This window comes from Halalkalibacter sp. HAAS-P013 (genome assembly GCF_056619925.1).
This window is the reverse complement of sequence record NZ_JBWQTU010000001.1, coordinates 557,910-581,829: the sequence shown is the minus strand read 5'-3', so window position 1 is coordinate 581,829 and position 23,920 is coordinate 557,910. Positions and strand designations below refer to the sequence as shown.

Annotated in this window: 28 protein-coding genes and 1 riboswitch; of the genes, 21 read left to right on the top strand and 7 right to left on the bottom strand. The window is 37.4% G+C overall.

The window, feature by feature from the left end; genetic code table 11:
• Positions 1–81: 81 nt before the first annotated feature.
• Complete coding sequence (locus AC1FXP_RS03060; RefSeq protein ID WP_480058646.1) at positions 82–3,282, bottom strand: SNF2 helicase associated domain-containing protein; 3,201 nt, start codon at positions 3,280–3,282, stop codon at positions 82–84.
• A 245-nt stretch (positions 3,283–3,527) separates the two neighbouring features.
• Positions 3,528–3,673: riboswitch (FMN riboswitch) on the top strand.
• 203 nt (positions 3,674–3,876) lie between these two features.
• Between AC1FXP_RS03060 and ribD the strand changes: the two genes are divergently transcribed.
• From ribD to AC1FXP_RS03030, 6 genes are all read left to right on the top strand, one after another.
• Positions 3,877–4,962: a bifunctional diaminohydroxyphosphoribosylaminopyrimidine deaminase/5-amino-6-(5-phosphoribosylamino)uracil reductase RibD gene (gene ribD / locus AC1FXP_RS03055; protein WP_480058644.1), complete on the top strand. Its 1,086-nt coding sequence runs from the start codon at positions 3,877–3,879 to the stop codon at positions 4,960–4,962.
• On the top strand, positions 4,963–5,619 hold the full coding sequence (gene ribE, locus AC1FXP_RS03050) for a riboflavin synthase (protein WP_480058642.1): 657 nt from the start codon (positions 4,963–4,965) through the stop codon (positions 5,617–5,619).
• 21 nt (positions 5,620–5,640) lie between these two features.
• Positions 5,641–6,861, top strand: coding sequence for a bifunctional 3,4-dihydroxy-2-butanone-4-phosphate synthase/GTP cyclohydrolase II (locus tag AC1FXP_RS03045; protein ID WP_480058640.1), 1,221 nt, complete (start codon positions 5,641–5,643; stop codon positions 6,859–6,861).
• Positions 6,862–6,944: 83 nt separating this feature from the next.
• Entirely contained in the window at positions 6,945–7,412 is a 468-nt protein-coding gene (gene ribH, locus AC1FXP_RS03040; protein WP_480058638.1) for a 6,7-dimethyl-8-ribityllumazine synthase, read from the top strand.
• Positions 7,413–7,651: 239 nt separating this feature from the next.
• Entirely contained in the window at positions 7,652–8,581 is a 930-nt protein-coding gene (locus AC1FXP_RS03035; protein WP_480058636.1) for a manganese-dependent inorganic pyrophosphatase, read from the top strand.
• A gap of 309 nt (positions 8,582–8,890) precedes the next feature.
• Complete coding sequence (locus AC1FXP_RS03030; protein WP_480058634.1) at positions 8,891–9,247, top strand: GNAT family N-acetyltransferase; 357 nt, start codon at positions 8,891–8,893, stop codon at positions 9,245–9,247.
• Between the two features lie 27 nt (positions 9,248–9,274).
• On the opposite strand, the gene AC1FXP_RS03025 is transcribed toward AC1FXP_RS03030, so the two are convergent.
• Positions 9,275–9,796: a DUF309 domain-containing protein gene (locus AC1FXP_RS03025; protein ID WP_480058632.1), complete on the bottom strand. Its 522-nt coding sequence runs from the start codon at positions 9,794–9,796 to the stop codon at positions 9,275–9,277.
• 192 nt (positions 9,797–9,988) lie between these two features.
• On the opposite strand from AC1FXP_RS03025, the gene AC1FXP_RS03020 reads away from it, so the two are divergent.
• The 3 genes from AC1FXP_RS03020 (at position 9,989) to AC1FXP_RS03010 (ending at position 12,358) form a co-directional block, all read left to right on the top strand.
• The gene (locus tag AC1FXP_RS03020) at positions 9,989–10,756 is read left to right on the top strand and encodes a segregation/condensation protein A (RefSeq protein ID WP_480058630.1); all 768 of its coding nucleotides are present in this window, start codon (positions 9,989–9,991) and stop codon (positions 10,754–10,756) included.
• Positions 10,753–11,340 carry an SMC-Scp complex subunit ScpB gene (scpB, locus tag AC1FXP_RS03015; RefSeq protein ID WP_480058628.1) on the top strand — a complete coding sequence of 196 codons (588 nt, stop codon included), beginning with the start codon at positions 10,753–10,755 and terminating at the stop codon, positions 11,338–11,340. Before AC1FXP_RS03020 ends, scpB begins: the two co-directional genes overlap by 4 nt.
• A 106-nt stretch (positions 11,341–11,446) precedes the next feature.
• A complete protein-coding gene (locus tag AC1FXP_RS03010; RefSeq protein ID WP_480058626.1) occupies positions 11,447–12,358 on the top strand; it encodes a superoxide dismutase in 912 nt (303 codons plus the stop codon).
• A gap of 74 nt (positions 12,359–12,432) precedes the next feature.
• Here the strand turns inward: AC1FXP_RS03010 and AC1FXP_RS03005 are convergent, their stop codons facing one another.
• The gene (locus AC1FXP_RS03005; protein ID WP_480058624.1) at positions 12,433–14,010 is read right to left on the bottom strand and encodes an alkaline phosphatase family protein; all 1,578 of its coding nucleotides are present in this window, start codon (positions 14,008–14,010) and stop codon (positions 12,433–12,435) included.
• Positions 14,011–14,028: 18 nt separating this feature from the next.
• Complete coding sequence (locus AC1FXP_RS03000) at positions 14,029–14,709, bottom strand: DUF421 domain-containing protein (protein WP_480058622.1); 681 nt, start codon at positions 14,707–14,709, stop codon at positions 14,029–14,031.
• A 292-nt stretch (positions 14,710–15,001) separates the two neighbouring features.
• On the opposite strand from AC1FXP_RS03000, the gene AC1FXP_RS02995 reads away from it, so the two are divergent.
• From AC1FXP_RS02995 to AC1FXP_RS02950, 10 genes are all read left to right on the top strand, one after another.
• Positions 15,002–15,205 carry a DUF1657 domain-containing protein gene (locus AC1FXP_RS02995; RefSeq protein ID WP_480058620.1) on the top strand — a complete coding sequence of 68 codons (204 nt, stop codon included), beginning with the start codon at positions 15,002–15,004 and terminating at the stop codon, positions 15,203–15,205.
• 86 nt (positions 15,206–15,291) lie between these two features.
• On the top strand, positions 15,292–15,495 hold the full coding sequence (locus AC1FXP_RS02990) for a DUF1657 domain-containing protein (RefSeq protein ID WP_480058618.1): 204 nt from the start codon (positions 15,292–15,294) through the stop codon (positions 15,493–15,495).
• An 84-nt stretch (positions 15,496–15,579) separates the two neighbouring features.
• Entirely contained in the window at positions 15,580–16,017 is a 438-nt protein-coding gene (locus AC1FXP_RS02985; protein ID WP_480058616.1) for a hypothetical protein, read from the top strand.
• Between the two features lie 14 nt (positions 16,018–16,031).
• Positions 16,032–16,511 carry a stage V sporulation protein AC gene (gene spoVAC / locus AC1FXP_RS02980; protein ID WP_480058614.1) on the top strand — a complete coding sequence of 160 codons (480 nt, stop codon included), beginning with the start codon at positions 16,032–16,034 and terminating at the stop codon, positions 16,509–16,511.
• A gap of 3 nt (positions 16,512–16,514) precedes the next feature.
• Positions 16,515–17,531 (top strand): stage V sporulation protein AD, encoded by a 1,017-nt coding sequence (gene spoVAD, locus AC1FXP_RS02975; RefSeq protein WP_480058612.1) that lies wholly within the window; start codon positions 16,515–16,517, stop codon positions 17,529–17,531.
• Complete coding sequence (spoVAE, locus tag AC1FXP_RS02970; RefSeq protein WP_250094772.1) at positions 17,528–17,878, top strand: stage V sporulation protein AE; 351 nt, start codon at positions 17,528–17,530, stop codon at positions 17,876–17,878. The genes spoVAD and spoVAE overlap by 4 nt, the downstream gene beginning before the upstream one ends.
• A gap of 13 nt (positions 17,879–17,891) precedes the next feature.
• Entirely contained in the window at positions 17,892–18,098 is a 207-nt protein-coding gene (locus tag AC1FXP_RS02965) for a DUF1657 domain-containing protein (RefSeq protein WP_034631763.1), read from the top strand.
• 14 nt (positions 18,099–18,112) lie between these two features.
• Positions 18,113–18,973, top strand: coding sequence for a DUF421 domain-containing protein (locus AC1FXP_RS02960; protein ID WP_480058609.1), 861 nt, complete (start codon positions 18,113–18,115; stop codon positions 18,971–18,973).
• Positions 18,974–19,157: 184 nt separating this feature from the next.
• Positions 19,158–19,631 carry a DUF421 domain-containing protein gene (locus AC1FXP_RS02955; protein ID WP_480058608.1) on the top strand — a complete coding sequence of 158 codons (474 nt, stop codon included), beginning with the start codon at positions 19,158–19,160 and terminating at the stop codon, positions 19,629–19,631.
• 97 nt (positions 19,632–19,728) lie between these two features.
• Complete coding sequence (locus AC1FXP_RS02950; RefSeq protein ID WP_480058606.1) at positions 19,729–20,532, top strand: potassium channel family protein; 804 nt, start codon at positions 19,729–19,731, stop codon at positions 20,530–20,532.
• 37 nt (positions 20,533–20,569) lie between these two features.
• On the opposite strand, the gene AC1FXP_RS02945 is transcribed toward AC1FXP_RS02950, so the two are convergent.
• Complete coding sequence (locus AC1FXP_RS02945; RefSeq protein WP_480058604.1) at positions 20,570–21,202, bottom strand: hypothetical protein; 633 nt, start codon at positions 21,200–21,202, stop codon at positions 20,570–20,572.
• A gap of 210 nt (positions 21,203–21,412) precedes the next feature.
• Here AC1FXP_RS02945 and AC1FXP_RS02940 point away from each other — a divergent pair, with 210 nt between their 5' ends.
• Positions 21,413–21,628 carry a DUF1657 domain-containing protein gene (locus AC1FXP_RS02940; protein ID WP_480058602.1) on the top strand — a complete coding sequence of 72 codons (216 nt, stop codon included), beginning with the start codon at positions 21,413–21,415 and terminating at the stop codon, positions 21,626–21,628.
• 67 nt (positions 21,629–21,695) lie between these two features.
• Here AC1FXP_RS02940 and AC1FXP_RS02935 read toward each other — a convergent pair whose 3' ends face one another.
• Entirely contained in the window at positions 21,696–22,058 is a 363-nt protein-coding gene (locus AC1FXP_RS02935; protein ID WP_480058600.1) for a hypothetical protein, read from the bottom strand.
• 91 nt (positions 22,059–22,149) lie between these two features.
• Here AC1FXP_RS02935 and AC1FXP_RS02930 point away from each other — a divergent pair, with 91 nt between their 5' ends.
• Positions 22,150–23,013 carry a DUF421 domain-containing protein gene (locus AC1FXP_RS02930; protein ID WP_480058599.1) on the top strand — a complete coding sequence of 288 codons (864 nt, stop codon included), beginning with the start codon at positions 22,150–22,152 and terminating at the stop codon, positions 23,011–23,013.
• Positions 23,014–23,141: 128 nt separating this feature from the next.
• Here the strand turns inward: AC1FXP_RS02930 and AC1FXP_RS02925 are convergent, their stop codons facing one another.
• Positions 23,142–23,855, bottom strand: a complete 714-nt coding sequence (locus AC1FXP_RS02925) for a DUF421 domain-containing protein (protein WP_480058597.1) — start codon at positions 23,853–23,855, stop codon at positions 23,142–23,144.
• Positions 23,856–23,920 lie beyond the last annotated feature (65 nt).

Genomic DNA, 23,920 nt, shown 5'->3' with positions numbered 1-23,920 from the left:
GACGTTCATAGCTTATTGTCAGAATATAAGCAAACAGAAAAAAGCTTATAAAAATACGCTTTTTTCTGTTAAACTAGCTTCTTACAATGCTAACATTTGTTTAATATCTTCAATGCTTAACGACTGTAATGTTTCTTCTCCTGGCTGGATAATGGAATCAACGAGTGCTTTCTTTTTTTCATGCATGGTAAGTATTTTTTCCTCAATCGTTCCATTTGCTATTAATTTAATGACTTGGACATTTTTCGTTTGACCGTACCGGTACACTCGATCAGCAGCTTGCTCTTCTATTGCTGGGTTCCACCATGTATCGTAGAGGATGACTGTATCTCCTCCTATTAAGTTAAGCCCAGTGCCACCTGCTTTTAAGGAGATCAAAAACAGTGATTTTTCACCATTATTAAATCGTTCGGCCATTTCTACTCGAGCTTTTGGTGGGGTTTGTCCATCAATATAATGGTACGTCCAACCTTTTTCATCAAATGATTTACTAATTAAGCTAAGCATGGAAGTGAACTGTGAAAAGATGACCATTTTTTGCTCTGATTGTAAACCTTCCTCTACATATTCAAGTAATCGTTCCATTTTCCCTGATTGATAAGTGGTATACGGGTCAATGAGATTTGGATGGCAGCAAATTTGACGTAAGCGCGTTAGGCCTGCGAGAATTTCAATTCGTTTTTGTTGAAATTCATTGCTCTTAATGGCCGCATCCACATCATTAGTCAGTTGTTTTACTTGTGCTACATACATTTTCTTTTGGTCTGGGCTTAAATCTGTATATTGGACAGACTCAACTTTATCAGGCAGTTCAGATAAGACATCTCGTTTTAACCTACGCATAATAAATGGCCGGACACGTTTTGAAATCGTCTCATTTGAAAGATCTTTAAATTGCTTTTTTGTCCCTAGCATTCCTGGTAAGATGCTATGAAAAATCGAATATAACTCATCTTGATGGTTTTCAATCGGTGTCCCGCTTAGTGCAAAACAACTATTCGATTGAAGGGTACGGACAGCTTTTGTTGTCTTCGTTGCGTCATTTTTTATTGCTTGAGCTTCATCTAAAATTAATGTAGAGAAATTACGAGATTCGTAAAGGTCACAATCTCGTTGAATTAATGGATAAGATGTAACAAGTACGTCAAAATCCGTTGCGATAAGTTCTTTTCTAACTTGTTTTGTTCCAGCAACAACCGCCACTTTTAAAGAAGGGGCAAACTTAGCTAATTCCTTTTCCCAATTATAAATTAAACTAGCAGGTGCAATAATTAATGCTTGAAAATTTGGTCTCTCTTCTTTTTCTCCTTGAATATAGGCGATGGTTTGCACCGTTTTTCCTAACCCCATATCATCAGCTAAAATACCACCAAGTCCAATTTGAGATAGGGTACGGAGCCAGCGGTAACCATTAATCTGATAATCACGTAACTCTGCATGCAGGTTAGAAGGAGTATTCCAATCACTAAATTCAGGTGACTGTATGTCAGATAAAAGTTGGTGAAGCTGTTTTGAGATTCTTGTCTGTCCATTTTGCCGATCTAGCTCAAATGCTTTATGCAAAGGGATTATCATTTCTTTTTGTAATTTTTGCTTTGGCGATGCCACCGTATTGATTACTTGCCTGACTGAATCAAAACGATTGTGATTCAGTTGAAGGTAAGATCCAGAAGACAATTTATAATATTTTGCATTTGTTTGTAAGGCGCGAAGGACATCGATTATGTCATCCTCTGCAATGCCTTCTAAAGAAAAAGTAACATCAAGCCAATTTGTCTCATTATTTACATCAAGCTGGACAGATGGCGTGGAACTTGGTGTGGCAATTACGTTCCGAACAGCAGACGTTGTATAGACTTCCATTTCTTTTTGCAAAATAGGAAGTTGTTCAAATAAAAATGGAACAATCGTTTCCCAACTTGTTAAAGTAAGTTGTCCGTCTACTATGTGGAAATCTGTTTCTTTCAAAGTAGCTAAGATCGATTCTTCTTTTTGAATGTCTCGTGTAATGATTTTCTCATTTATATGATTTGATTCCTCAAATGGATTACGTGCATGTTCTCCATATTCAAACGAAACTTTTCCTATGAGCGTTCCATCATGTAAATCGAGATAAAACTTAGCCATAAGAGGTTTTGTTTCAATTGCATCATATAGTTCTTCGGATAATTGAACGGTTCCGACCGTTTTAAGAGTAGGAAGAACATAGGAACAAAACGCCTCAAGTTGTTCTTTTGGAATGACATCAATTGTGTCCGTATCGTCGGCTTGTTCAGCGATAATGTGGACATGTTTTGCTTGATCGTCACTTAGCTGATAGATGTTATTTCCGTGAATCAGTGTGCAGAACTCTTCATCAACAAAGTCAAATTCGTATGCATTCTCACTAATTAGATGAACATGTGAATCATCCTCGTCAGACTCTAATTTAAAAGATAACACTTGAATATTTTCAAGCGACTTAATTTTAATCTGTTCTGATTGAAGTGTACCGTCGATTGTTAATACAACCGGCTTGTCTGCTAGTTGTTCGAGAAATGAAGGCAAACTAACTGCAGGAATTTCATATGATCGTTTTTGACTAGTACGATAATCATCATCTTTGTTAGCAGCTATAATTTCTAAATGAGTGTATAGCTGTTTCAAAAGGCTCGCATCACTCTCATTAATTTGATGACAACTAGGGTCATATGAAAAATTAGCTGTGAATGTATAGGATTCTGCCTTCATAAAAGAGTGTAAAAACTCTTCAATGTTTTTAACAACATAAAGGCGCTTTGTCCCAACTTTAAGCCTAAGTTCAACTCGATCTAGCAATGGGCTGAAAGAGGTGTGAGAGAATAAGAGCTCATATTGAACTTGAAGTGGTTCCTTTTCAATCGTAGTGTGCCTTTGATTTTTTGAGAATACGTTTTGAAACTTTTCAAGCATTTTACTGCGAAGTTGATTCGGTTGTGAAGAAGGAAAGGGGATGATAGACTCTTTCTCATCTTGCCATTCTTTAATGGCAAATAACATGGCAACGATATGCTTGCACGCACCTGGATACGTTGCTGATGCTTCACAATCACAAGAATAATAAATCGATTCTGGTCCTTTAAATGTAATTTCACATTCGTACAATAACGTTCCATCAATAAATGCATAAAACGTATTGGAAGCCGGTTCAAAATCAAGGTCAGCCACTCGCTCCAGTCGGAAGTAATTAATTCCTCTGTTAAAGGTAGATTGATTTGTCGCTATAGATAGTATATAGGTAGCAGTAAGCCACGGATAAGTCATTGAAAAAGTGCCTCCCCTAAAAAACAATATATCTATCATAACATGATATATGGAAATCGGACGATCAGCTAGGTAGTACGAAATAGATCGCTATGCTAGAAAACTTTTAAGCTAGTTTATTTGACTAAGTGAAAATTCTTGATTTATTGAAAATTAAGTGGTAAGATCCTTTTATTAAAGGGACTTTTTTCTTTGATCATTGGAATGAAAAAGAGTTTACCCTTACTATTAGTTCATAATTGAATAAGTTTCTTCGGGGCTGGGTGGAAATCCCGACCGGCGGTGATGAAGCAATGCTTCTTAGTCCGTGACCCGACTCTTTTTACAAGAGGCGGTGGACCTGGTGAAACTCCGGGACCGACAGTGAAAGTCTGGATGGGAGAAGGAACGAAACGGTACAGTACAGTAAGGTTTCTTTCATATTGTATTTTTGAAAAAAACGTTACTTTTTAGGGGAGTAGTCTATCCTTTTTTTGTACCAATTAACGTCAACTTTTTATTGTACGTTTATTTCGTGATATTTTTAACATGTAAGCCCTGAGGTATATTTGCTCAGGGCTTTTTCTGTATTTACTTGTAATGTGAGGGATCAGCATGAATGATGTTTACTATATGAGGCTTGCTCTTGACCTTGCAAAGAGCACAAAAGGGCAAACGTCCCCTAATCCAATGGTTGGATCTGTTGTGGTGAAAGATGGTGTAATTGTCGGTGTTGGTGCCCATTTAAAAGCTGGCGAGGGCCATGCCGAAGTGCAGGCACTTGCGATGGCAGGGGAAAAAGCGAGAGGTGCTACCATCTATGTGACGTTAGAGCCGTGCAGTCATTATGGGAGGACACCGCCATGTGCAGATCTCATTATTGAAAAGGGCTGTAAAAGAGTTGTTGTTGCGACAAAAGATTCAAATCCTGAGGTATCAGGTCGAGGTATTGCAAAACTTAAGGAAGCAGGGCTTGAGGTGGAGTTTGGCATTTGCCAGGATGAAGCCAATGAGATAAATGAAGTGTTTTTTCATTTTATGAAAAATCAAATCCCATATATTACCCTTAAATCCGCTACGACTCTTGATGGGAAAACAGCGACTGTAACTGGGAAAAGTAAATGGATTACAGGTTCAGATGCAAGAGAAGATGTTCATCGTTATCGCCATCAACATGATGCGATCCTCGTTGGCATTGGAACGGTGTTAGCCGATAATCCATCATTAACAACACGCCTTCCAAATGGTGGGAAAAATCCAATTCGAGTCGTTTTAGATCGCTCATTACGCATTCCAATTGAAACTAAGCTTGTTCAAGACCAAGAGGCCCCGACTTGGGTATTAACGACAGAACAAGCGTCAAAAGCGAAGCAATCAGAACTTGAGCAATTGGGTGTGAACGTCTATCGTTTACAAGATGATTCTGTTGAAGCGGCTTTAGCTTTACTAGGGACAAAAGGCATCACGTCTTTATTTGTTGAAGGTGGCGCAGAGGTGAATGGGAGCTTTTTGAAAGCTCGGGCCGTTAATCAAGTAATCACGTACTTAGCCCCAAAATTATTTGGTGGCAAAGAGGCACCAACTGCAATCGGTGGTGTTGGCTTTCATGATGTGGAAGAAGCAATTGAATTAGAAATTAAAGAAGTGACAACGATAGGAACAGATATAAAAATCGTCTCACGTGTGAAAGGTAGTGAGTAAATGTTTACAGGTATTATTGAGGAAGTAGGACAAATTCAAGAAATGCGATCAAGCGGTGAGTCGATGGTTATGAAAATAGGTGCGAACCGTATTTTGAATGACGTGAATCTTGGTGATAGCATTTCTGTTAATGGTGTTTGCTTAACCGTTACATCCTATACTTCTACTCATTTTACTGTCGATGTCATGCCGGAGACGGTTCGGGCAACGAGTTTACGTGGACTTGGCCGAGGTTCTCGCGTGAATTTAGAACGTGCCATGAGTGCAAAAGGCCGTTTTGGAGGACATTTTGTTTCTGGTCACGTTGATGGAATAGGGACAATTTTAGCGAAAACACCTGAACAAAATGCAGTTTACTATCGTATTGGCGTAACAGAAGAGCTACGTCATTATATGATTGAAAAAGGGTCAGTTGCTGTTGATGGCACGAGCTTAACGATATTTGCTGTGGATAATGAAAGTTTTACGATCTCGATTATTCCTCATACTATTGAAGAAACAATAATTGGAACAAAAGGGGTCGGAGATATCGTTAATATCGAGTGTGATATGGTTGGAAAATACATTGAACAATTTATTTCAAGACGATTGGAATCTTCGAAAAAGCCAAGTTCTTCATTAACAGAAAGTTTTCTTTCTGAACACGGATATAAATAATAGGGTAGGACGGTGAGAAGGATGGCGGAAAAAAAGGATGAAGCAAGATTATTTGATCCAATTGAAGAAGCGATTTATGAGCTGATGCAAGGTCGTTGTGTCATCGTATGTGATGACGAAGACCGCGAAAATGAAGGAGACTTTTTGGCAATAGCAGAGAAAACAACTCCTGAAGTGATTAATTTTATGGTTACACATGGACGAGGACTTGTGTGTGCACCAATTACAGAAGAGCGTGCCAAACAACTGGATCTTGTGTCAATGGTCGATCATAATACAGACCCACATGGGACGGCGTTTACGGTTAGTGTTGATCATTATACAAACACAACGGGGATCTCAGCGAAAGAACGTGCAGATACGGTAAGAGCTCTTGTTGACGATAATGCAAAAAAGCATCATTTTAAACGCCCAGGTCATACGTTTCCGCTCGTAGCGAAAAATGGAGGTGTCCTGCGTCGTGCGGGTCATACAGAAGCTGCGATTGACTTAGCTCGTCTTTCAGGTGCGAAACCCGCAGGAGTCATTTGTGAAATAATGAATGAGGATGGCACGATGGCACGAGTACCTCAGTTACGAAAGATTGCCGATGAGCATGAATTAAAGATGATCACGATTAAAGATTTAATTAAATACCGTCACCGCAAGGATAAACTTGTTAAAAGAGAAGTAGAAATTAAGCTTCCTACGGATTTTGGTAATTTCCGTGCAATCGGATTTTCTGATATTATCGATGGCAAGGAAAGTGTTGCTCTAGTAAAAGGTGAAATTATTGAAGGGGAACCGACGCTTGTCCGTGTCCACTCAGAATGTTTAACAGGTGATGTGTTTGGCTCACACCGTTGTGATTGTGGACCTCAATTGCATGCTGCTTTAGCTCAAATTGAACAAGAAGGTCGCGGGGTTCTTTTGTATATGCGCCAAGAAGGCCGCGGCATCGGATTAATGAATAAGTTAAGAGCTTATCAACTGCAGGAAGAAGGGTATGATACAGTTGAGGCAAATGAGAAGCTTGGTTTTCCTGCTGATTTACGCGATTATGGCATTGGAGCACAAATCTTGCGTGAACTGGGTGTAAGACAGATGCGCTTATTAACGAATAATCCACGTAAGATTACTGGATTAAAAGGGTATGAGCTTGAAGTGGTTGAACGTGTTGCACTTCAATTGCCTCATAACAAAGACAATGAGAAATATTTAAAGACAAAGTCAGAAAAACTAGGGCATATGCTTCATTTTTAATTAAGGAAAACAAGGCTGCATCACGCCTTGTTTACTACATAAAAAACAATAAAATAACATATTTCTTGAGGAGGAAAAGAAAAATGGGACAAGTTTTTGAAGGTCATTTAGTAGGTACTGGATTGAAGGTAGGGATCGTTGTTGGACGTTTTAATGAATTTATTACTAGTAAATTACTAGGCGGCGCACAAGATGCCCTAAAACGCCATGGCGTAAACGAAGTAGATGTGGATGTAGCATGGGTACCAGGTGCATTCGAAATTCCTTTTGCGGCAAAGAAAATGCTTGATACAGGTAAGTACGATGCTGTCATTACGTTAGGGACCGTTATTCGCGGAGCAACACCACATTTTGATTTTGTATGTAGTGAAGTGGCAAAAGGGGTAGGTTCTCTTTCTCTTTCAACAGGTAAACCAGTCATTTTTGGGGTATTAACAACTGATACAATTGAGCAAGCAGTAGAGCGTGCTGGAACGAAGGCTGGAAACAAAGGATGGGATGCTGCAACAGCTGCGATTGAAATGGCGAATTTAGGAAGAAGCTTCGAATAGATAGTAGCGTTGAGGTAATCTTAAAAGAATGAGAATCTATGTTTCCTAACTTAACATAAAGGGATGGGGAACAGTTCGATTTACTTTTTTAGATTGCCTCTTTTTTCTTTTACATGATTTTTTATTTCTCTTGTTTATTTCTGGCAAGAAAATTGATAAAATGGATGGTGGTTGTACATACCCTTCTAAAGGGATAAGGTTTCAAGGAATTATATTTTATACAAAAAAGGAGCAAAAAAATGGAAAAAGTTTTGATTTTTGGACACAAAAGCCCTGATACAGATACGATTACCTCTGCAATTGTTTATGCAGACCTTAAAAACAAACTAGGTGTCAATGCAGAGCCTGTTCGCTTAGGTGAAATCAATGGGGAAACACAATATGCGTTAGATCATTTTGGAGTAGAGGTCCCACGTTTAGTTGAGACAGTTGCAAACGAAGTGGAAAATGTTATTTTAGTGGATCATAACGAACGTCAACAAAGTGCCATGGATATTGACTCGGTACGTGTACTGGAAGTAATCGATCATCATCGGATTGCGAATTTCGAAACAAGTGATCCGCTTTATTACCGTGCAGAGCCTGTTGGATGTACGGCTACCATCTTAAATAAGCTGTACAAAGAACATGGTGTGGCAGTTGAGAAAAATATTGCTGGTTTAATGGTATCTGCTATTATTTCTGATTCTTTGTTATTTAAATCACCAACGTGCACGGATCAAGATATCGCTGCAGCACGTGAATTAGCTGAAATTGCTGAAGTAGACTTAGACAGCTATGGTCTTGAAATGCTTAAAGCAGGTGCTGATGTAAGCAGTAAGTCTGTTGCTGAACTTATTTCTTTAGATGCTAAAGAATTTACAATGGGAGAAAACAAATTAGAAATTGCCCAAGTTAATGTTGTAGATACGAATGATGTTTTCAATCGAAAAGTAGAAGTTGAAGAAGCATTAACAGCTGTTATTGAAGAAAAAGGCTTAGATCTTTTCTTATTAGTTGTTACAGACATTCTAGAAAATGATTCAAAAATTTTAGCATTAGGTAAATTATCAGATGCAGTAGAAAAAGCGTACAATGTAACGCTAGAAGACAATACTGCTGTTTTGAAAGGTGTAGTGTCTCGTAAGAAGCAAATTGTTCCAGGATTGGATACAGTATTAGCGAAATAATCGGGATTGAAGATTTATAAATAGTAGGGTAACTAAAAAGCGCTAAATAGCCATTATGTAATGGCTAGAGCCTTTTTAGTTACCCTTTTTTTCTTTCCGTATATCTAGCCTTTTAGGATCTTTGTAAGTTATTAAAATAATTGGATTTTAGTCAATAACAACTTTCATGTTCATTGCATATAGTAAAAACAAAACAAAATAAATGTTGAAAAAATCAAGACGAAATCTGCTGAATTGTGGTAAAATATTGTTGGTGAAAGCGCATACGATAACAACTCATCATCTGAGTTAGAATGTGAGAGGTCTATTATGCTTGTACCTTATAAGACTACGAATCAAAAAATTGCTATGGGGCTTCTTTCTTTTATGCCAAAGGAGAAAGATGTCAAAAAACTAACAAAAACAATGGAACGTTATGAAAATGATCCTGATTGGAAATTGTATTTATGGAAAGAAGATGATTTTGTCGGTGTGTTAGGTATTTCAGTCGAGGATGGAGAGGCAATGTTGCAACATCTTTGTGTGAATCCTTCACATCGGAGGGAAGGAATTGGCAAAACAATGCTCCAGGAGTTAAGGAAAATACTCCCTTGTGAATTGAAGCCGACAAAAGAAACAAAAAGTTTTCTATTAGCCTGTGTTGAAAAAGAAGAGAAAAGCGTATAATCGCTTTTCTCTTCTTATTTTTTAAACTTATTTTCGGTTATTTTTAAAAGCTAGCTGACGGGCTCTTTCTAAAATGACATCAGACCGGTCCCGCTTGGTATGTTTATGAATAATATCTTCATTGATTTTTTTTTGCACGTTCCAATCTATTCCTAACTTCTGACAACGCTCTTGGCAAGAAATGAGAATGTCTTCTTTTTCAAATGGCAAATCAATATCTGCAAAAGCTCCATTAGAAGAGGTAGCAAGAGTCTTTTGATCAACTAGTTGTCTTACTAATTCTGTACCATCTAAGCCAAGTTCTGATAAGGCAGCTTTGTTTTTGGAAAGGATCTTTATTGCTTTGTCATACATTCGATTAGCACCATTTAGATTGCCTCTTCGATGATGGTAAAGACCAACGGCAACTTGAATAAGCCCTACCCAGTGCGAAGAGCGGTTTTTAGGGTCATGTTCTTTCCAATATTCTTCTAGGACTTCATGACATTCAAAATAATCTCGTTCGACGTGAAAATAAATTAGGTAGTCTAGATAAGCGGAAGGGTACATTAGGAATCTCCTTTTTCGGACATATGTTTGTAAATAGTTTAACACAAAACAAGATGATGGTTCCCTTTACGTGTTTCAAATCAAGTCATTCAATTGTTTCGTTAAAAGAAGCTAACAGCTTAGGTTCCACGCATCTGTAAAGTATGATATAATCTCCTCTAGCAATAATTATATTAAGCTAGTGGTGGTTGGATGAATCCTTATAGTGTGAAGCTTGATACATTTGAGGGTCCTCTTGATCTACTTTTGCACTTAATTAATCAAGCAGAAGTTGATATTTATGATATTCCTGTTGCCGTTATTACGGATCAGTATTTAGCATATATTCGCGCTATGCAGGATCTAGAATTAGATATTGCTAGTGAATATTTAGTAATGGCTGCTACATTGCTTGCAATCAAAAGCAAGATGCTTCTCCCGAAACAAGAGGAGGAGCTTTTTGATGATGAATGGCAACTAGAAGAGGAAGAGGATCCACGAGATGAGTTAATGTATCGACTTATTGAATATAAGAAATATAAAGAAGCGGCATCAGAATTAAAAGAAAAAGAACAAGAACGTAGTCTTGTACATACACGGCCACCTGAAGATTTAGAGCCGTATATATCTGAAGAAGAGCGACGTGATATTGCCATTTCAGGTGTTTCTTTGTTTGATATGCTTAGTGCGTATCAAAAGCTAATGAAGCGAAAAGAATTAAAAGCGCCACGGACAACAACTGTGAAGAGTCAAGAATATTCGATTGAGGATCGAATGCAGGAAATTGTAAAAGAATTAAGAGCACGATTCAATGGATATTGTCACTTTCATGATTTGTTTCCAGTCCCTGAACGTAGTCATATTGTTGTAAGTTTTTTAGCGATTTTAGAACTGATGAAGACAAAAACGATTCGTTGTGAGCAATCCGGTAATTTTTCAGACATCATGATTTTCAGCATAGAGGAGGGAGTTCGCAGATGAAGATTCAGGAACTTCATGGAGCCATTGAAGGTTTATTGTTTGTAGTTGGGGATGAAGGGATGACAGTAGAAGATGTCGCGACTGTACTTGAGATGGAAGTACTCACGATCCAAGAAGCGATTCTCTCTCTTCAATTGTTATATAAAGAGCAGGAACGTGGGTTACAAATTGTTGAAATGGCTGGTGCGTTCAGGTTAACAACGAGACCTGAGCATGCACCTTATTTTAAAAAGCTAGCGGCATCTCCTCTCCATTCGAGTTTGTCCCAAGCAGCGCTTGAAACGCTAGCGATTGTAGCATACAGGCAGCCAATTACGCGAATGGAAATTGACGAAATTAGAGGAGTGAAATCAGATCGAGCAATTCACACGCTTTCCTCTAAATTGTTAATAAAAGAAGTAGATAGAGCGCCAGGCCCTGGAAGACCGATTTTATATGGAACAACGAAATTTTTCTTAGACCATTTCGGGTTAAATCATTTAGATGAATTGCCACCTTTACCTGAGAATATTGACGAACATTCACTTGAGGATGAGGCAGATCTATTCTTTAGAAAATTTGAAGAAACGCTAGAATCAGAGTAGAGATTAAACTGGAGTCCTCACAATTTTTTTTGTAAACAAACACACAGAGGCATCCATCTAACATAGTATAGAACGTTACTGCTATGTTACGAGGGAGGAATGCAGTGTGAATGAACATGAAAAAGCGATTTACGATTGGGCCAAAGAGGTAAAAAACATTTGGAATCAATATGGTTCTGAAGTAGAAGCACGGGTTGGATATGGTAAAATTAAACCTTTTATGAACTCATTGGTAACGTTACTTAATGAATGTGAACACCCGAATGAACAACGAGGACATAGCGATGAAACGAATTTAGACAGTCTTGCTGCTGAAGTGTATGAAAGGTGGGGGGAATTAGCACCTACTCGTGCAGAAGCGGCTCAAGCAGCTCAAGCTGCCTTTGACCCAGTTCCGATTGGGGGGCATAAGTTACCGCCATTGCCATATGCATATAATGCATTAGAACCCTATATTTCAGAGGAAATTATGCGTCTTCACCACCAAAAGCACCATCAAAGCTATGTCGATGGCCTTAATAAAGCTGAAAAGGAAATGCAAAAAGCAAGAAGGAAAAGCGACTATGATTTAATTAAGCATTGGGAAAGGGAAGCGGCTTTTAACGGAGCGGGACATTATCTCCATACAATTTTCTGGAATATTATGAGTCCTGGCGGTGGGGGGAGACCAAGTGGAGAACTAGCTCAACAAATAAATCGAGACTTTGGCAGTTTTAGTAAAATGAAAGAACATTTTTCAAATGCAGCAGAAAAAGTTGAGGCAGTTGGCTGGGCCCTCTTAGTATATTCACCGCGAACGCACCGCTTGGAGATTCTTCAAGCTGAGAAGCACCAAAATTTAAGTCAGCAAGATGTCATTCCTTTACTTGTTCTAGATATGTGGGAACATGCCTACTACTTACAATACAAAAATGAACGAAAGCCATATATAAATAATTGGTGGAATGTCGTAAATTGGCCAGAAGTGGAGAGGCGTTTTCTTGAGGCACGTCAATTAAGGTGGAAAACATACAAATAAATCCGAAAATGTTTTGAAGAGGTGCCTCATCGCGATTGAGTCACCTCTTTGATGTTATATATCCAATTATTTAATTACTCATCAAACAGTTCAAGAAAATATTCTTTTAAAGCTTCCATCCGTCGTTCATCTAGTTCCTTCTCTGTTCCAGAAACAATAATAGATGTAATGGTATCATTTTTATGGAGACCGCCATGTTCGCCACCTTCATTATGAACAGGTGCGCCTTCAGATTTCAACGTATATCCAGGCTTTGCAGTCACGATCATTGATTCAGAATGACTGTAAAGAGCCCCGTATAGTTGATGAAAAATATCGGGATAATCGCCATAGGCAATCGTTCCATCTTTTTCATTAACTTTAATATCAGCAATTTGTTCATTGCCTTCAAAAGACCACGTTTGTCCATATTGATCATGCCAACTTCCGCCTTCTTTAACCCGTAAATACCCTTCTGTTCCTACTTGATACAAAATTAATTCATTGCCAACGAGCCAAGCAAGATGATCAATTCGATTATCTTGCTGTAATTGATCTGCGATGTCGATAAAATCTATGTCTGGTTCAATTGCATATAAGTATGCTGAGCGGTGGTTGTTCGCTATAACAATATCACCGCTGGATGGCTCATCCATAAGTGATGCTACATGATAAGGGTCAAGCAAAGGTTCTAATTCTATAGAGGCTTTCTCTTTCTTATCTGTTAACAGGTCTTGCCCGTGGTCGCCCATGATCACAAAGATGTTTTCACGGAGAGCTTCGTCCCAACTGTCATATGCATTTAAAATACTTTGCAGGTACCCATCTGTTTTTGCAAAGTATTCAGGACTGACAGGACCGTGATGATGGGCATCTTTATCATAATCCGGAAAAAATACCATTAGAAAATCAGGTTGTTCATCTGCTTGAATCAGTTTTGCGGTTACTTCTGCTGAATAGGAGTCGTTAAGACCAAACTTTTGATAAAAGCTTTCGTCTAATTTGACTCCTTGAACCGCTTTTGGCTTAACTGCTTGACCAAAAGCAAGCAGGTCAGGTCCTTTTGTTTCTATTTTATCCGGTAGATGCAATAACGACTTTATATAGCCCGGAACGGTTACTTTGTGAGTTTGATCACCGCGATAAACAAGAAGGTTGATGGAACCACTCGTCCGACCTTTTTGTTTTAAGTCTTCATAAATGGTGCTTACTTTTGGTGAGATATGGCTTGTGTTTAGATGAGTTAATGTGTTCATTAGTGTATCGTTCATGCCTAATTTCCAATACTTTGAAATTGTAGAACCATAATCGACAATGACATCGCCATTAGGATCGTACCAAACAAGGCCTGGAACCTTATGTTCCTTTGGTGAGGTTCCAGTCACTAATGTGCTTTCAATAGCTACGGACATAGACGGAAATGGAGCGACTAAATCATTATAAATCTGTCCGCGTTCGGCTAAAAAAGACAGAGCAGGAAGAGAGCCGCGTTCCATTGTTTCCTCAATAACTGGTTTTGTCATTGAATCAATTACAACGACAATGACATTCTTCCCTTTCTCAAGAGTACCTGCTTCAGATGATTGTGCTAAGGTTTCACCCTCAGGACGTTCTTGTTGGCATCCAGTTACTAACATACATGCAATAAGGGTGTATATTAATATGATTCTCATACGACTCACCATCCATTTTTAGTACGTCTGAATTTCAAAACCTTCCCCATTTTGCCATTCTGCAATGAAGACTGCAGATGGTCCTGCGATTCCTCGGTTAAATAATTCATCCAGCAACCATGATTTCTCTTTATTTATTTGCGTTAACCCCTCCTCAATTACTTCTCCATCTAGAATAAGGAGGACAGGCAAATGAACAGCTTGTGGTGGAATTTGTAAATCACGATTAACTGGATAATCTACTGGTTGTTTACGCATTACATTAACTGCCCCGTTTGTCTCGAGAATTCCATATTCTACTTCTCGAATAGAAAAGACACCTTTATCACGTAATAAGTGCAGTAATTGATCTAGATCTAATTTGTTCTTTTTAAGCTCTTCATATTGAATCTTCCCTTGAGAGATAATAAGAGAAGGGGTTCCTTCAAGCCAAGGTCTAGACTTTCGTATTTTTTGTGTGATCATTTCAATCGTATAAATTAAAGATCCCCATACCACTATTGCATAAAGAACATAGTGGAGGCCGATATCTTTATCATAAATTGCATTTCCGACAAGCTCACCCAATACGAGGGCTGAGATGAAATCAAATGGTGTTAGCTGAGTGATTTGATTTTTACCAAGCGCTTTGGTCATGACTAGTAGAGCAAAAAAACCGACAAAGAGTTCTAAAGTTAAATGGAAAAAGTTCGTATTCACATTACTACCCCTTTGTTCGTGATCACATTTATTTTTTAGTGTGAGCGAACAAAGGGGTATTTATGAGGAAGAATTTAATTCAGTCAGCCAACGGTCTTTTCGTTTAAAGCCTTTATTTCGTTTTTACTTTTTTGTTGGTTACGTAAAATGATCCAAGTATATATAGTGTAGCACAAAATAACATAAAGGCTTTTCTTGACAATATTTGTTTCTTATAGTTTACACTCAACTCTCCATCCTACTAGTGAAGGACCACCTTCACCATAAACGAAACGATCTAGGGGTAACGACATTGACAGTAGCGGTTAAATTTAAACAAACATTAGCAGGGTTAAAAAGTGCACAGGCGAGTTTAGAAACATTTGCTCTTGATACGGAAAATCAACAAGCTAAGCAGTTATACCAACAAATGGCTCAGCAAACTCAAAGCGTCATTGATGGATTAGAGCCTCGCTTCCAGCAAATCCAAGAAGAAGAGCCCCAATACAAACAATAACCGTTTTAAAGTTGACAAAAATTGTATCTCATAGATACGAGCATTTTACTTAATCTAACAATACAACATTTGAGGAGGACGTCACCGTGACTGTCGCAGCAAAATTTAAACAAACAATAGCAGGTTTAAAAAGTGCACAAGCAAGCTTAGAAACATTCGCTCTTGATACAGAAAATGAACAAGCGAAACAGTTATATCAACAAGCCGCCCAGCAAACACAACAGGTTGTTGATGGACTAGAACCAAGGTTGCAGCAAATTGAACAGGAAGAACCACAATACAAACAGTAACGGAAAAAAGGTATCCCAAAAGGTAATAACACCCTTTTGGGGATACTCCCTTACTACATAGCGGTAAAAAAGGAGGAGTAAATCATGAAAGGATTCATAAGTGGAATGATCGTTTTATGCTTACTCGCAGGGTGCCAAAACCTAACAGGAGCTACTCCGGATGTGAAACCTATGCAATTACAAGAAAACGCTATAATCGATCAAGATCAAGCGGATGAAGCAAAAAAAATTGTTCTATCCATGGAGGAAGTTGTTGAAATCAAAGGAGTCTCAGATAACGATGACAACATTTATTTAGCACCTAGAGTAAAACACTTTGACCGATTTAGGTTAAAAGAAATAAGAAAAACAGGATTCGCCTCTGTAAAAAAACGCTATCCTGATGCAACTTTATTCTTATCAACGGACCAAAAGATCTTTATGGAACTAGAAAAGTTAGAAAAGGAATTAAAAAATCGAACAATAAGTGAACAACGGCTAAAAAAAGAATTGAAGAAACTTGAAGATATGATGAAAGGGTAAAGGGGCGAAATCAAATGTCGTCAAGTAAAGAAAAAAATATTACACCAGCTCAGCAAAAATATCAAATGTTGCAGAAGAAACATGAATTAAAGAGACCAGTCGTTAAAAACTGTTTCAGGGCATTTTTGGTTGGTGGTTTTATTTGTCTAATTGGTCAAGGACTTCATGTTTTTTATTATACTTTTTTTGATTTTACACAGAGAACAGCGGGTGACCCTACTGTAGCAACATTAATCTTTATTTCTGTTTTATTAACGGGGTTTGGAGTTTATGACCGAATTGCTCAGTTTGCTGGTGGAGGGACGGCTGTGCCTGTAACAGGGTTTGCTAACTCTGTAGCTTCAGCTGCTATTGAACATCGTACAGAAGGTTATGTTCTTGGCGTTGGAGGAAATATTTTCAAATTAGCCGGTTCTGTTATCGTTTTTGGTACAGTCGCAGCTTTTGTCATTGCTCTTATTAAAACGATTCTCATTCAATGGGGAGGGTTGTAGACGATGTTACAAGGTCATCAAACATGGGAGTTTGAAAACAAGCCTGTTATTTTGTCAACGGGTACTGTTGGTGGACCATTTGAAGCAGGCGGGAAATTAGCAGATGATTTTGACTTATTACATGATGATTTATGGATTGGACAAGATTCTTATGAAAAAGCTCAAAAGGTATTAGTTGAAGAGTCTGTGTCACGAGCTATTGAAAAAGCTCAGCTAAGAAATGAAGATATTCAATTTATGTTTGCTGGGGATCTGATAAATCAAATTACTCCATCTAGCTTTGCAGGACGTACACTAGCCATTCCTTATTTTGGATTGTTTGGTGCTTGTTCAACATCAATGGAAGGATTAGCGTTAGCTTCTTTTATTATTAATGCCAAAGGGGCAGAGCGAATTATTGCAGCAGCTTCGAGTCATAATGCTGCGACAGAAAAGCAATTTAGGTACCCAACAGAATATGGAGGGCAGAAGCCACCTACAGCCCAGTGGACAGTGACAGCATCGGGGGCTGCTTTGATTTCAAACGTTGGGGATGGACCAGTTGTTACATCGGCTACGATAGGGAAAGTAATAGATATGGGACTGTCCGACCCGTTTAACATGGGGGGAGCAATGGCTCCAGCAGCTGCTGATACGATTGTTTCGCATTTCCGTGATCGAAATTTACCGGCTGATTATTATGACTTGGTCGCAACAGGTGATTTAGGAAAGGTTGGACTTCCAATTGCAAAAGAGTTAATTGAAGAAAAGGGACTACAGTTACCTGAAGATACGTTTCAAGATTGTGGATTGATGATTTATCGAGAAGGACAGCCAGTTCTTGCTGGTGGGAGCGGCGCTGGCTGCTCTGCTTCCGTGACATATGGTCATTTGTTAAACCGCATGAAAAAAGGCGAACTAAAACGAATCTTAATCGTGGCAACTGGAGCGCTATTATCACCAATGTCTTTTCAACAAAAAGAAACGATTCCGTGTATTGCACACGCTGTTTCATTTGAAGCAGGAGGTGGCCTGCAATGATTTTTATTTCTGCCTTTGTTGTAGGAGGACTAATTTGTGTCATCGGACAAGTGTTAATGGATGTGTTTAAATTAACCCCTGCACATACAATGAGTACGCTTGTTGTGTCTGGTGCAGTTCTTGACGGGTTAGGACTATACGAACCATTAATTGATTTTGCAGGTGCAGGCGCAACGGTTCCAATTACAAGCTTTGGGAATGCTCTTGTACATGGAGCGATGGCTGAAGCTGAAGCGAATGGGATAGTTGGTGTCCTTACAGGGATTTTCGAGGTGACAAGTGCGGGGATCTCAGCAGCAATTATATTTGGTTTTCTCGCTTCTTTAGTATTTAGACCAAAAGGATAAAGGAGAATGATTCATGACAGTTGGAAGCAAAGTTCAAGGGCTGCTTATCTCATTACAGTCCATTGATGCCACATTAACTTCACTTGCATTGAAAACAAAGGAGCCGAAAGCTCGTGAAGCATTTCACCAAGGCGCATTAAAAACAAGAACAGTAATCCAAGAAATTAAAAAAAGAAAAGGTCAAATCGAATTTGATGAACCAACTTATCAACAAACATAAAGGAGGGGCTCTAAATGCTAGGATGGGTTGAAGTTGCGCTACGAAGTTTTGTTGGATTTCTATTATTGATTGCGATTGCGCGGCTTTTTGTTCGCAAACCCTTGGGTGAGACCTCACAATTAGAATTTGGCTTGATGGCTTCAGTTGCCGTGATCCTAGCTATTGGTTCGATTCAACTAGCGATCCCTATTGGATATTTATTAGTAGCTTTACTCATTTGGGCTGGTGGAGCAATTGGAATAATGTATTTTAGTGTCAAGAACGCATCATTCAGATCAGCTATTTATGGTAAAGGAATCCCGATCATGAAGGATGGAAAGATACTGGAAGATAATATGAAGAAACAGCATTTATCCACAGATGAATTATTACGAAAACTAAGAGGGAAACAAGTTTTTCAAGTAGCGGATGTTGAATTTGCTGTATTAGAAGGAAATGGTGAATTAAATGTTCTTGTAAAAAAAGAACAACAACCGATTACAGCGAAAATGCTTGATCATCAAGTGCCCCCAATCAAGGAACCGGAAACCGTTATTATGGATGGGAAGATAATACATGAATCGTTAGCAACAAGAGGGTTAAACCAAGAATGGTTAAAGGCAGAGTTAGAAAAGATGAATGCCATAATTGAAAATGTTTTTATGGCTCAAATCGATGAATACGGTCAATTAACCATCGATTTATTTGATGATGTTCTTCAAGTTCCACAACCGACAGAATTACCAATGCTTGAAGCTAATATAAAAAGCATTATAGCTGACCTTGAGACATTTACACTTGATACGGAGAATGCTCAGGCAAAAAAAAGCTATAAATGGTGTGCAGAACAAATGAAACAAGTTCATGATCAAGTCTCTCCGTTTACTAAAGCGTAAAATAACATATAAAACCTTCATAAAAAGGTAATTAACGTCCCCTTCGTTCTCGTTGCGAAGGGTTTTTTGATTATAAATTCTTTTAACATATGAGTTTATGATGCATTATTTGGGAATACTGGAAATAACCATCGTCCAGCTGTTGTATGTAAAATTTCGTATTTTAAAAAGGAGAGGAGAAGTGTTGGAATACATCATTTCATTTGGGAAAGCAATAGGATTGTTTGTTGTAGGGTTAACAGCATTTCGCTTTATGGGAAGCCAAGCAGTTAGCAGGTTAACTGACTTTGACTTGGTGGTGGCAATTGCGATAGGTGCGTTAATTGCTAAGCCATTGGCAGACCCAGAATTAAATCCATGGATTGCAATTGTAGCAATTTTTGCATTAGTTATAGCACAAATTGTTATAAGTTGGCTTTCACTTAAAAGTACAGTCTTTGAGCGAATTATTTCAGGTAAGCCTATTAAGATTATTGAAAATGGTTTAATTGTGATGAATGGGTTACGAAAAGCAAGGATCAGCAAAAATGAATTGAATGAAGAATTACGAGTAAAAGGATTTAAATCTCCCTCAGAAGTCCAACAGGTTATTCTAGAACCAAATGGTAAGTTTAGTGTATTTCCAAAATCTAAACAGGATGAGCTCAATAAGGATTAAAAAATTTACATTTGCAGTTCGTGTCCTCTTAATAAGTCAATTAAACTATCATATTGATCGGATAACTGTACAATAGAAACATCAAGGAGCTACTATAATGTTAATTGCACTCATTCAAAAAGTACTTCATAAAACAATTAAAATAGAACACTGGAAAATACTTCTAATGGGTTTTGTTTTTTTTGTTTTAAGTTCATTTATCGTTTATTTATTAGAGCCAAATGAATATAAAAATCCGCTTAACGGGTTTTGGTTTGTGATGACCACTGTATCACAAGTTGGTTTTGGTGATTATATTCCTAAAACAATCTGGGGTAGACTTTATACAGTTGTATTGTACCTTTTTGGGGTTGGCTTTTTTGCTATTATTATTGCTAAGTGGGTTGACTTAGTAAATAAATATGAGGAATTAAAGGAGGAGGAAATAATGGGGTATTCAGGAAAAGATCATATGGTGATGATTAATTGGTCTCAAAAAGCTAAAGAAACGATCGAGCAATTAGTAAATCTTCATCAAAATATTGATATAGTATTAATCGATCAATTGAATAATTCCCCTATCAACGATTCTAACGTTCACTATGTTAAAGGAGGTGCTACTAAAATAGATACTCTCGAAAGAGCCAATGTACTAGGTGCAAAGTCGGTATGTATTTTTGGACCTGATAATATAATGGATAACATCGCAGCTGATGGAAAGACTTTGTTAATTGCATCTACGATTAAACAATTGGCAAACCTAAAAAAGTCCAACCTTTATATAATTGCAGAAATTTCAGATGAAGACCATATTACGAATACGAATCTTGATTGTGTAAATGAATTCATTTTATCTAATAAGCCATTTTCTTACTTAATGGCGAAAACAGCCTTACATAAGCAACGTGATATTGTGCAGTAAATTGACAGGTAACTTATTTATGCTTATCTTATGTTGTCTATAAGTGTTTTTTAGCTGCCCTACGCGAAAGGCACATATAAGTCAAACTAATATATAAATCAAAGGTGTAAACAATAATCCACATGTAACTAATGATATTGAAAACTGGATTCTGAAACAATCCTTGATGTGGGTGTTGAAGCCATTCATTGAAATAAAACAATGGATAGCCAGGTAAACTATTTGATGTGTTGATATCGATGGCAAGCCAAGCTAGGTGAATAGCAAAAAAAGCAATGGTATGTATGAAAAATAACTGTTGCCGAAACTTTAAATAAAGTCGAATGTTATCGATGTTTCCAACTGCATTAGGTAAATTCCGGTGCTTTTTAAACTTGGTTTGTATATATTGATCGATACGTTTAAAATCTGCGCTTCCTAAAGTGCTGGCATATATAATAAAAAGAATTATAACGATTTGAAAAAAAGACACTTTGCCTGTGAAATAGTAATTAACGCTAGCTAATAAGCCTTGAAAAAGAGTGCAAAAGATAATGAGTGTCAAACACCACTGACTAATACGATCTAAATTATACCTGTATCGGCAAATGAAAAACAATAATGCCGCTAACCAAGTAAGTCCTTCTGAAAGAATAAATAAAATCCACCCATGTTCATATAGGAAAGGCACTCATTTCCCCCCTCTAATGCCTGTCTTAGTTAATTACCTATATGATATAAAGAGCACCATTATTCTGAAAGTCAGTTCTATGTCAATAAATCTTCTTATGAATGATTGCTATCATAAATATAAAGGCATTGGAAAAGGCGGAATCTCATAATAAATAAAACGATCATAGGGGGAAAATATATATGATAACTTGATAAGGAGGAGAGAAAAGTGACAGTAGGAACACAGGTTAGGCAAGCCTTAGCAAATGCCAAAAGTGTACAAGCAAATTTTGAGACATTTGCACTTCAAACGAAAGATGAAATGGCCAAAGAAAAGTATGCCAAAGCTGCTACGCAGATTCAAGAAGTTATTGATGGTCTTGAAACACGGATGAAGCAAATTGAGCAGGAAGAACCAAGTTTTAAAATGGATTCAGAAGTTTGAAGGGCTAGCATAAAATGTAGGGCTGACTCAAGATTAGGAGCTGGTCCTTTTTCTCTTCCTATACTTTTTACATATTATAAATAAAATTCAACCGATAGTGAATTTGTCTTAACCGTATTAAACTCTCTACTTGATCCTCATCCTTCACATTTTCTTTCAACAATTCAACTTCTAATTCAATGTCTTTATAATCATCTAGTGCAGCTAAAAGCTGTACCTTCCATTTTCGCATTGCATATGTATGTTCAAATTCTCTAATGTTCTCGAGGACATTGTCCCATTCTTCCTCTTCAATCAGTTGCTGTAGCTCTGAAATTATGCTGAATAATAATTCATCTTTTTCCGTTTTAACAAAAGCCCCAACATTACACCCTGAAATCGTCATGAAAATCAAACAGAATCCCAACATATAAGTAATTTGTTTACCCACATTCATTCTCCTTAATATCTAATAGTATGCTTACTATTACTTTACCCAATAATAAAAAAAGTACGCTTTACTTAGAATAAGAGGTGAGATAATGACAGAGCTAGAGACGGTTCTAATTAGAGGCGTTATCGGTATTCTTTTTATGCTTTTTTTAGCGAGGTTGATGGGAAAGAAACATCTTAGAGACATGACGTTTTATGAATATATAGTAGGAATTTCAATTGGAAGTATTTCGGCGGAATTAACGTTCGGAACTGAGGTCAGAATGTCTAATTTTCTTCTTGGAATGCTTATATGGGCGATCATTCCGATTATAATTTCTAAGATTGAATTGAAATCATTCCGCTTTCGTACAGTAACGGAAGGTCATCCTACTATATTAATCAAAAGCGGAAAAATCCTTGAAAAAAATTTAAAAAAAGAGAATTTAACAGTAGATGAAATGATGATTAGCCTACGGCAAAAAGATTTCTTTAAACTTTCCGATATTGAAACAGCTGTTATGGAGAAAAATGGACAAATAAGTGTTATGAAAAAAAGCGAGTTACAGCCATTAACTCCAAAAGATATCGGAAAAGTTGTTGAACAGGAACGTGAACCACGTATTGTCATAATAGATGGGAATGTGATGGAAAGAAGTTTAAGTGAATATGGTTATACGAAAGAATGGCTGCTTGGTGAAATTAAGAAACAGGGAGCAAAGAGTTTTTCTGATGTATTCGTTGCTCAAATTGATTCGATGGGAAATGTGTATATTGACTTGTATAACGATACGTTGAAAATGCCTCAAATTAAACAAAAATTATTAGTAGCAGCAAATATTAAGCAGCTTCAGGCTAATTTAGTTACCTTTTCTCTGCAAACGGAAAATAGTAATGCAAAAGAAATGTATAAAGGGTATGCAAAACAAATGGACAACTTGTTAGATGACATGAGTGGATATTTAAAAGAATAGTATACATAGTCCTTAAAGAAGATGTTCCCAAAGTCAAACTTGGGAACATTTTTTATTTTTTAAAAACTAAGACAATGAGAGAAGATTAAATAAGTTAAAAGCAGGTATTTCTATATTAAAAGCCATTCTTAGTGTTGGATTCGCTGATATTTGTCATCTTTTCGTGTGTAAGCAAGATGCAGTTGGCCCTCGTCATTCATCATGCAAAGGAAAATACTCTCTATGCGTACGATCCCTTCGTTTTGTAGACGTTGAAGAAGAGTTTCCTTTGTTACTTTTAGCTCCTGTAAAATTTCTTCTTGAATAACTCCTTCGATTATTACGGGGTAAGACATCCCGCTACTTTTCTTATTAATACCTAAATCTTCAATACTTGGAGTTGAGTTTTTAGGCTTTTTTTGAACACTAAGTTCACCATTTGCTTCAATTACACCAATTTGAACTTCACTTATATCGAAGACATTTTTCTGGCGTAGTAATTGAAGAATATTATCCATTGTATATTGGATTGTTTCTAAATTATGAATTAATAATTGTCCGTCTTTAATAACAACAGTAGGTTCAAATGTGATGAATTTTCCGAATTTCCGTTTTTTTAATGCTAGCTTTGCGATCGCTTTCTGAAAGAAGCCAATGGCCACAATAGCATAGGCTGTGTGAATATGGCTCACTGAAGGGTCTGCTAAATCAGCGCCGGTAACACTTGCGAGCGTAACGAAAATAAGGAAATCAAAAATAGGAACTTGTCCAATCGATCTTTTTCCCATAAATAATGTCATTGCTAGTAAAAGAGGAAAAATAGTTAAGATACGACCAGTTATATTCGCAAGTTCTAAAAGCATAGTAACCTCGTCCTTTTCTCTTATAGACTTCTAATTCATTATTGCCTAATTGAGTGAAGCTAAAC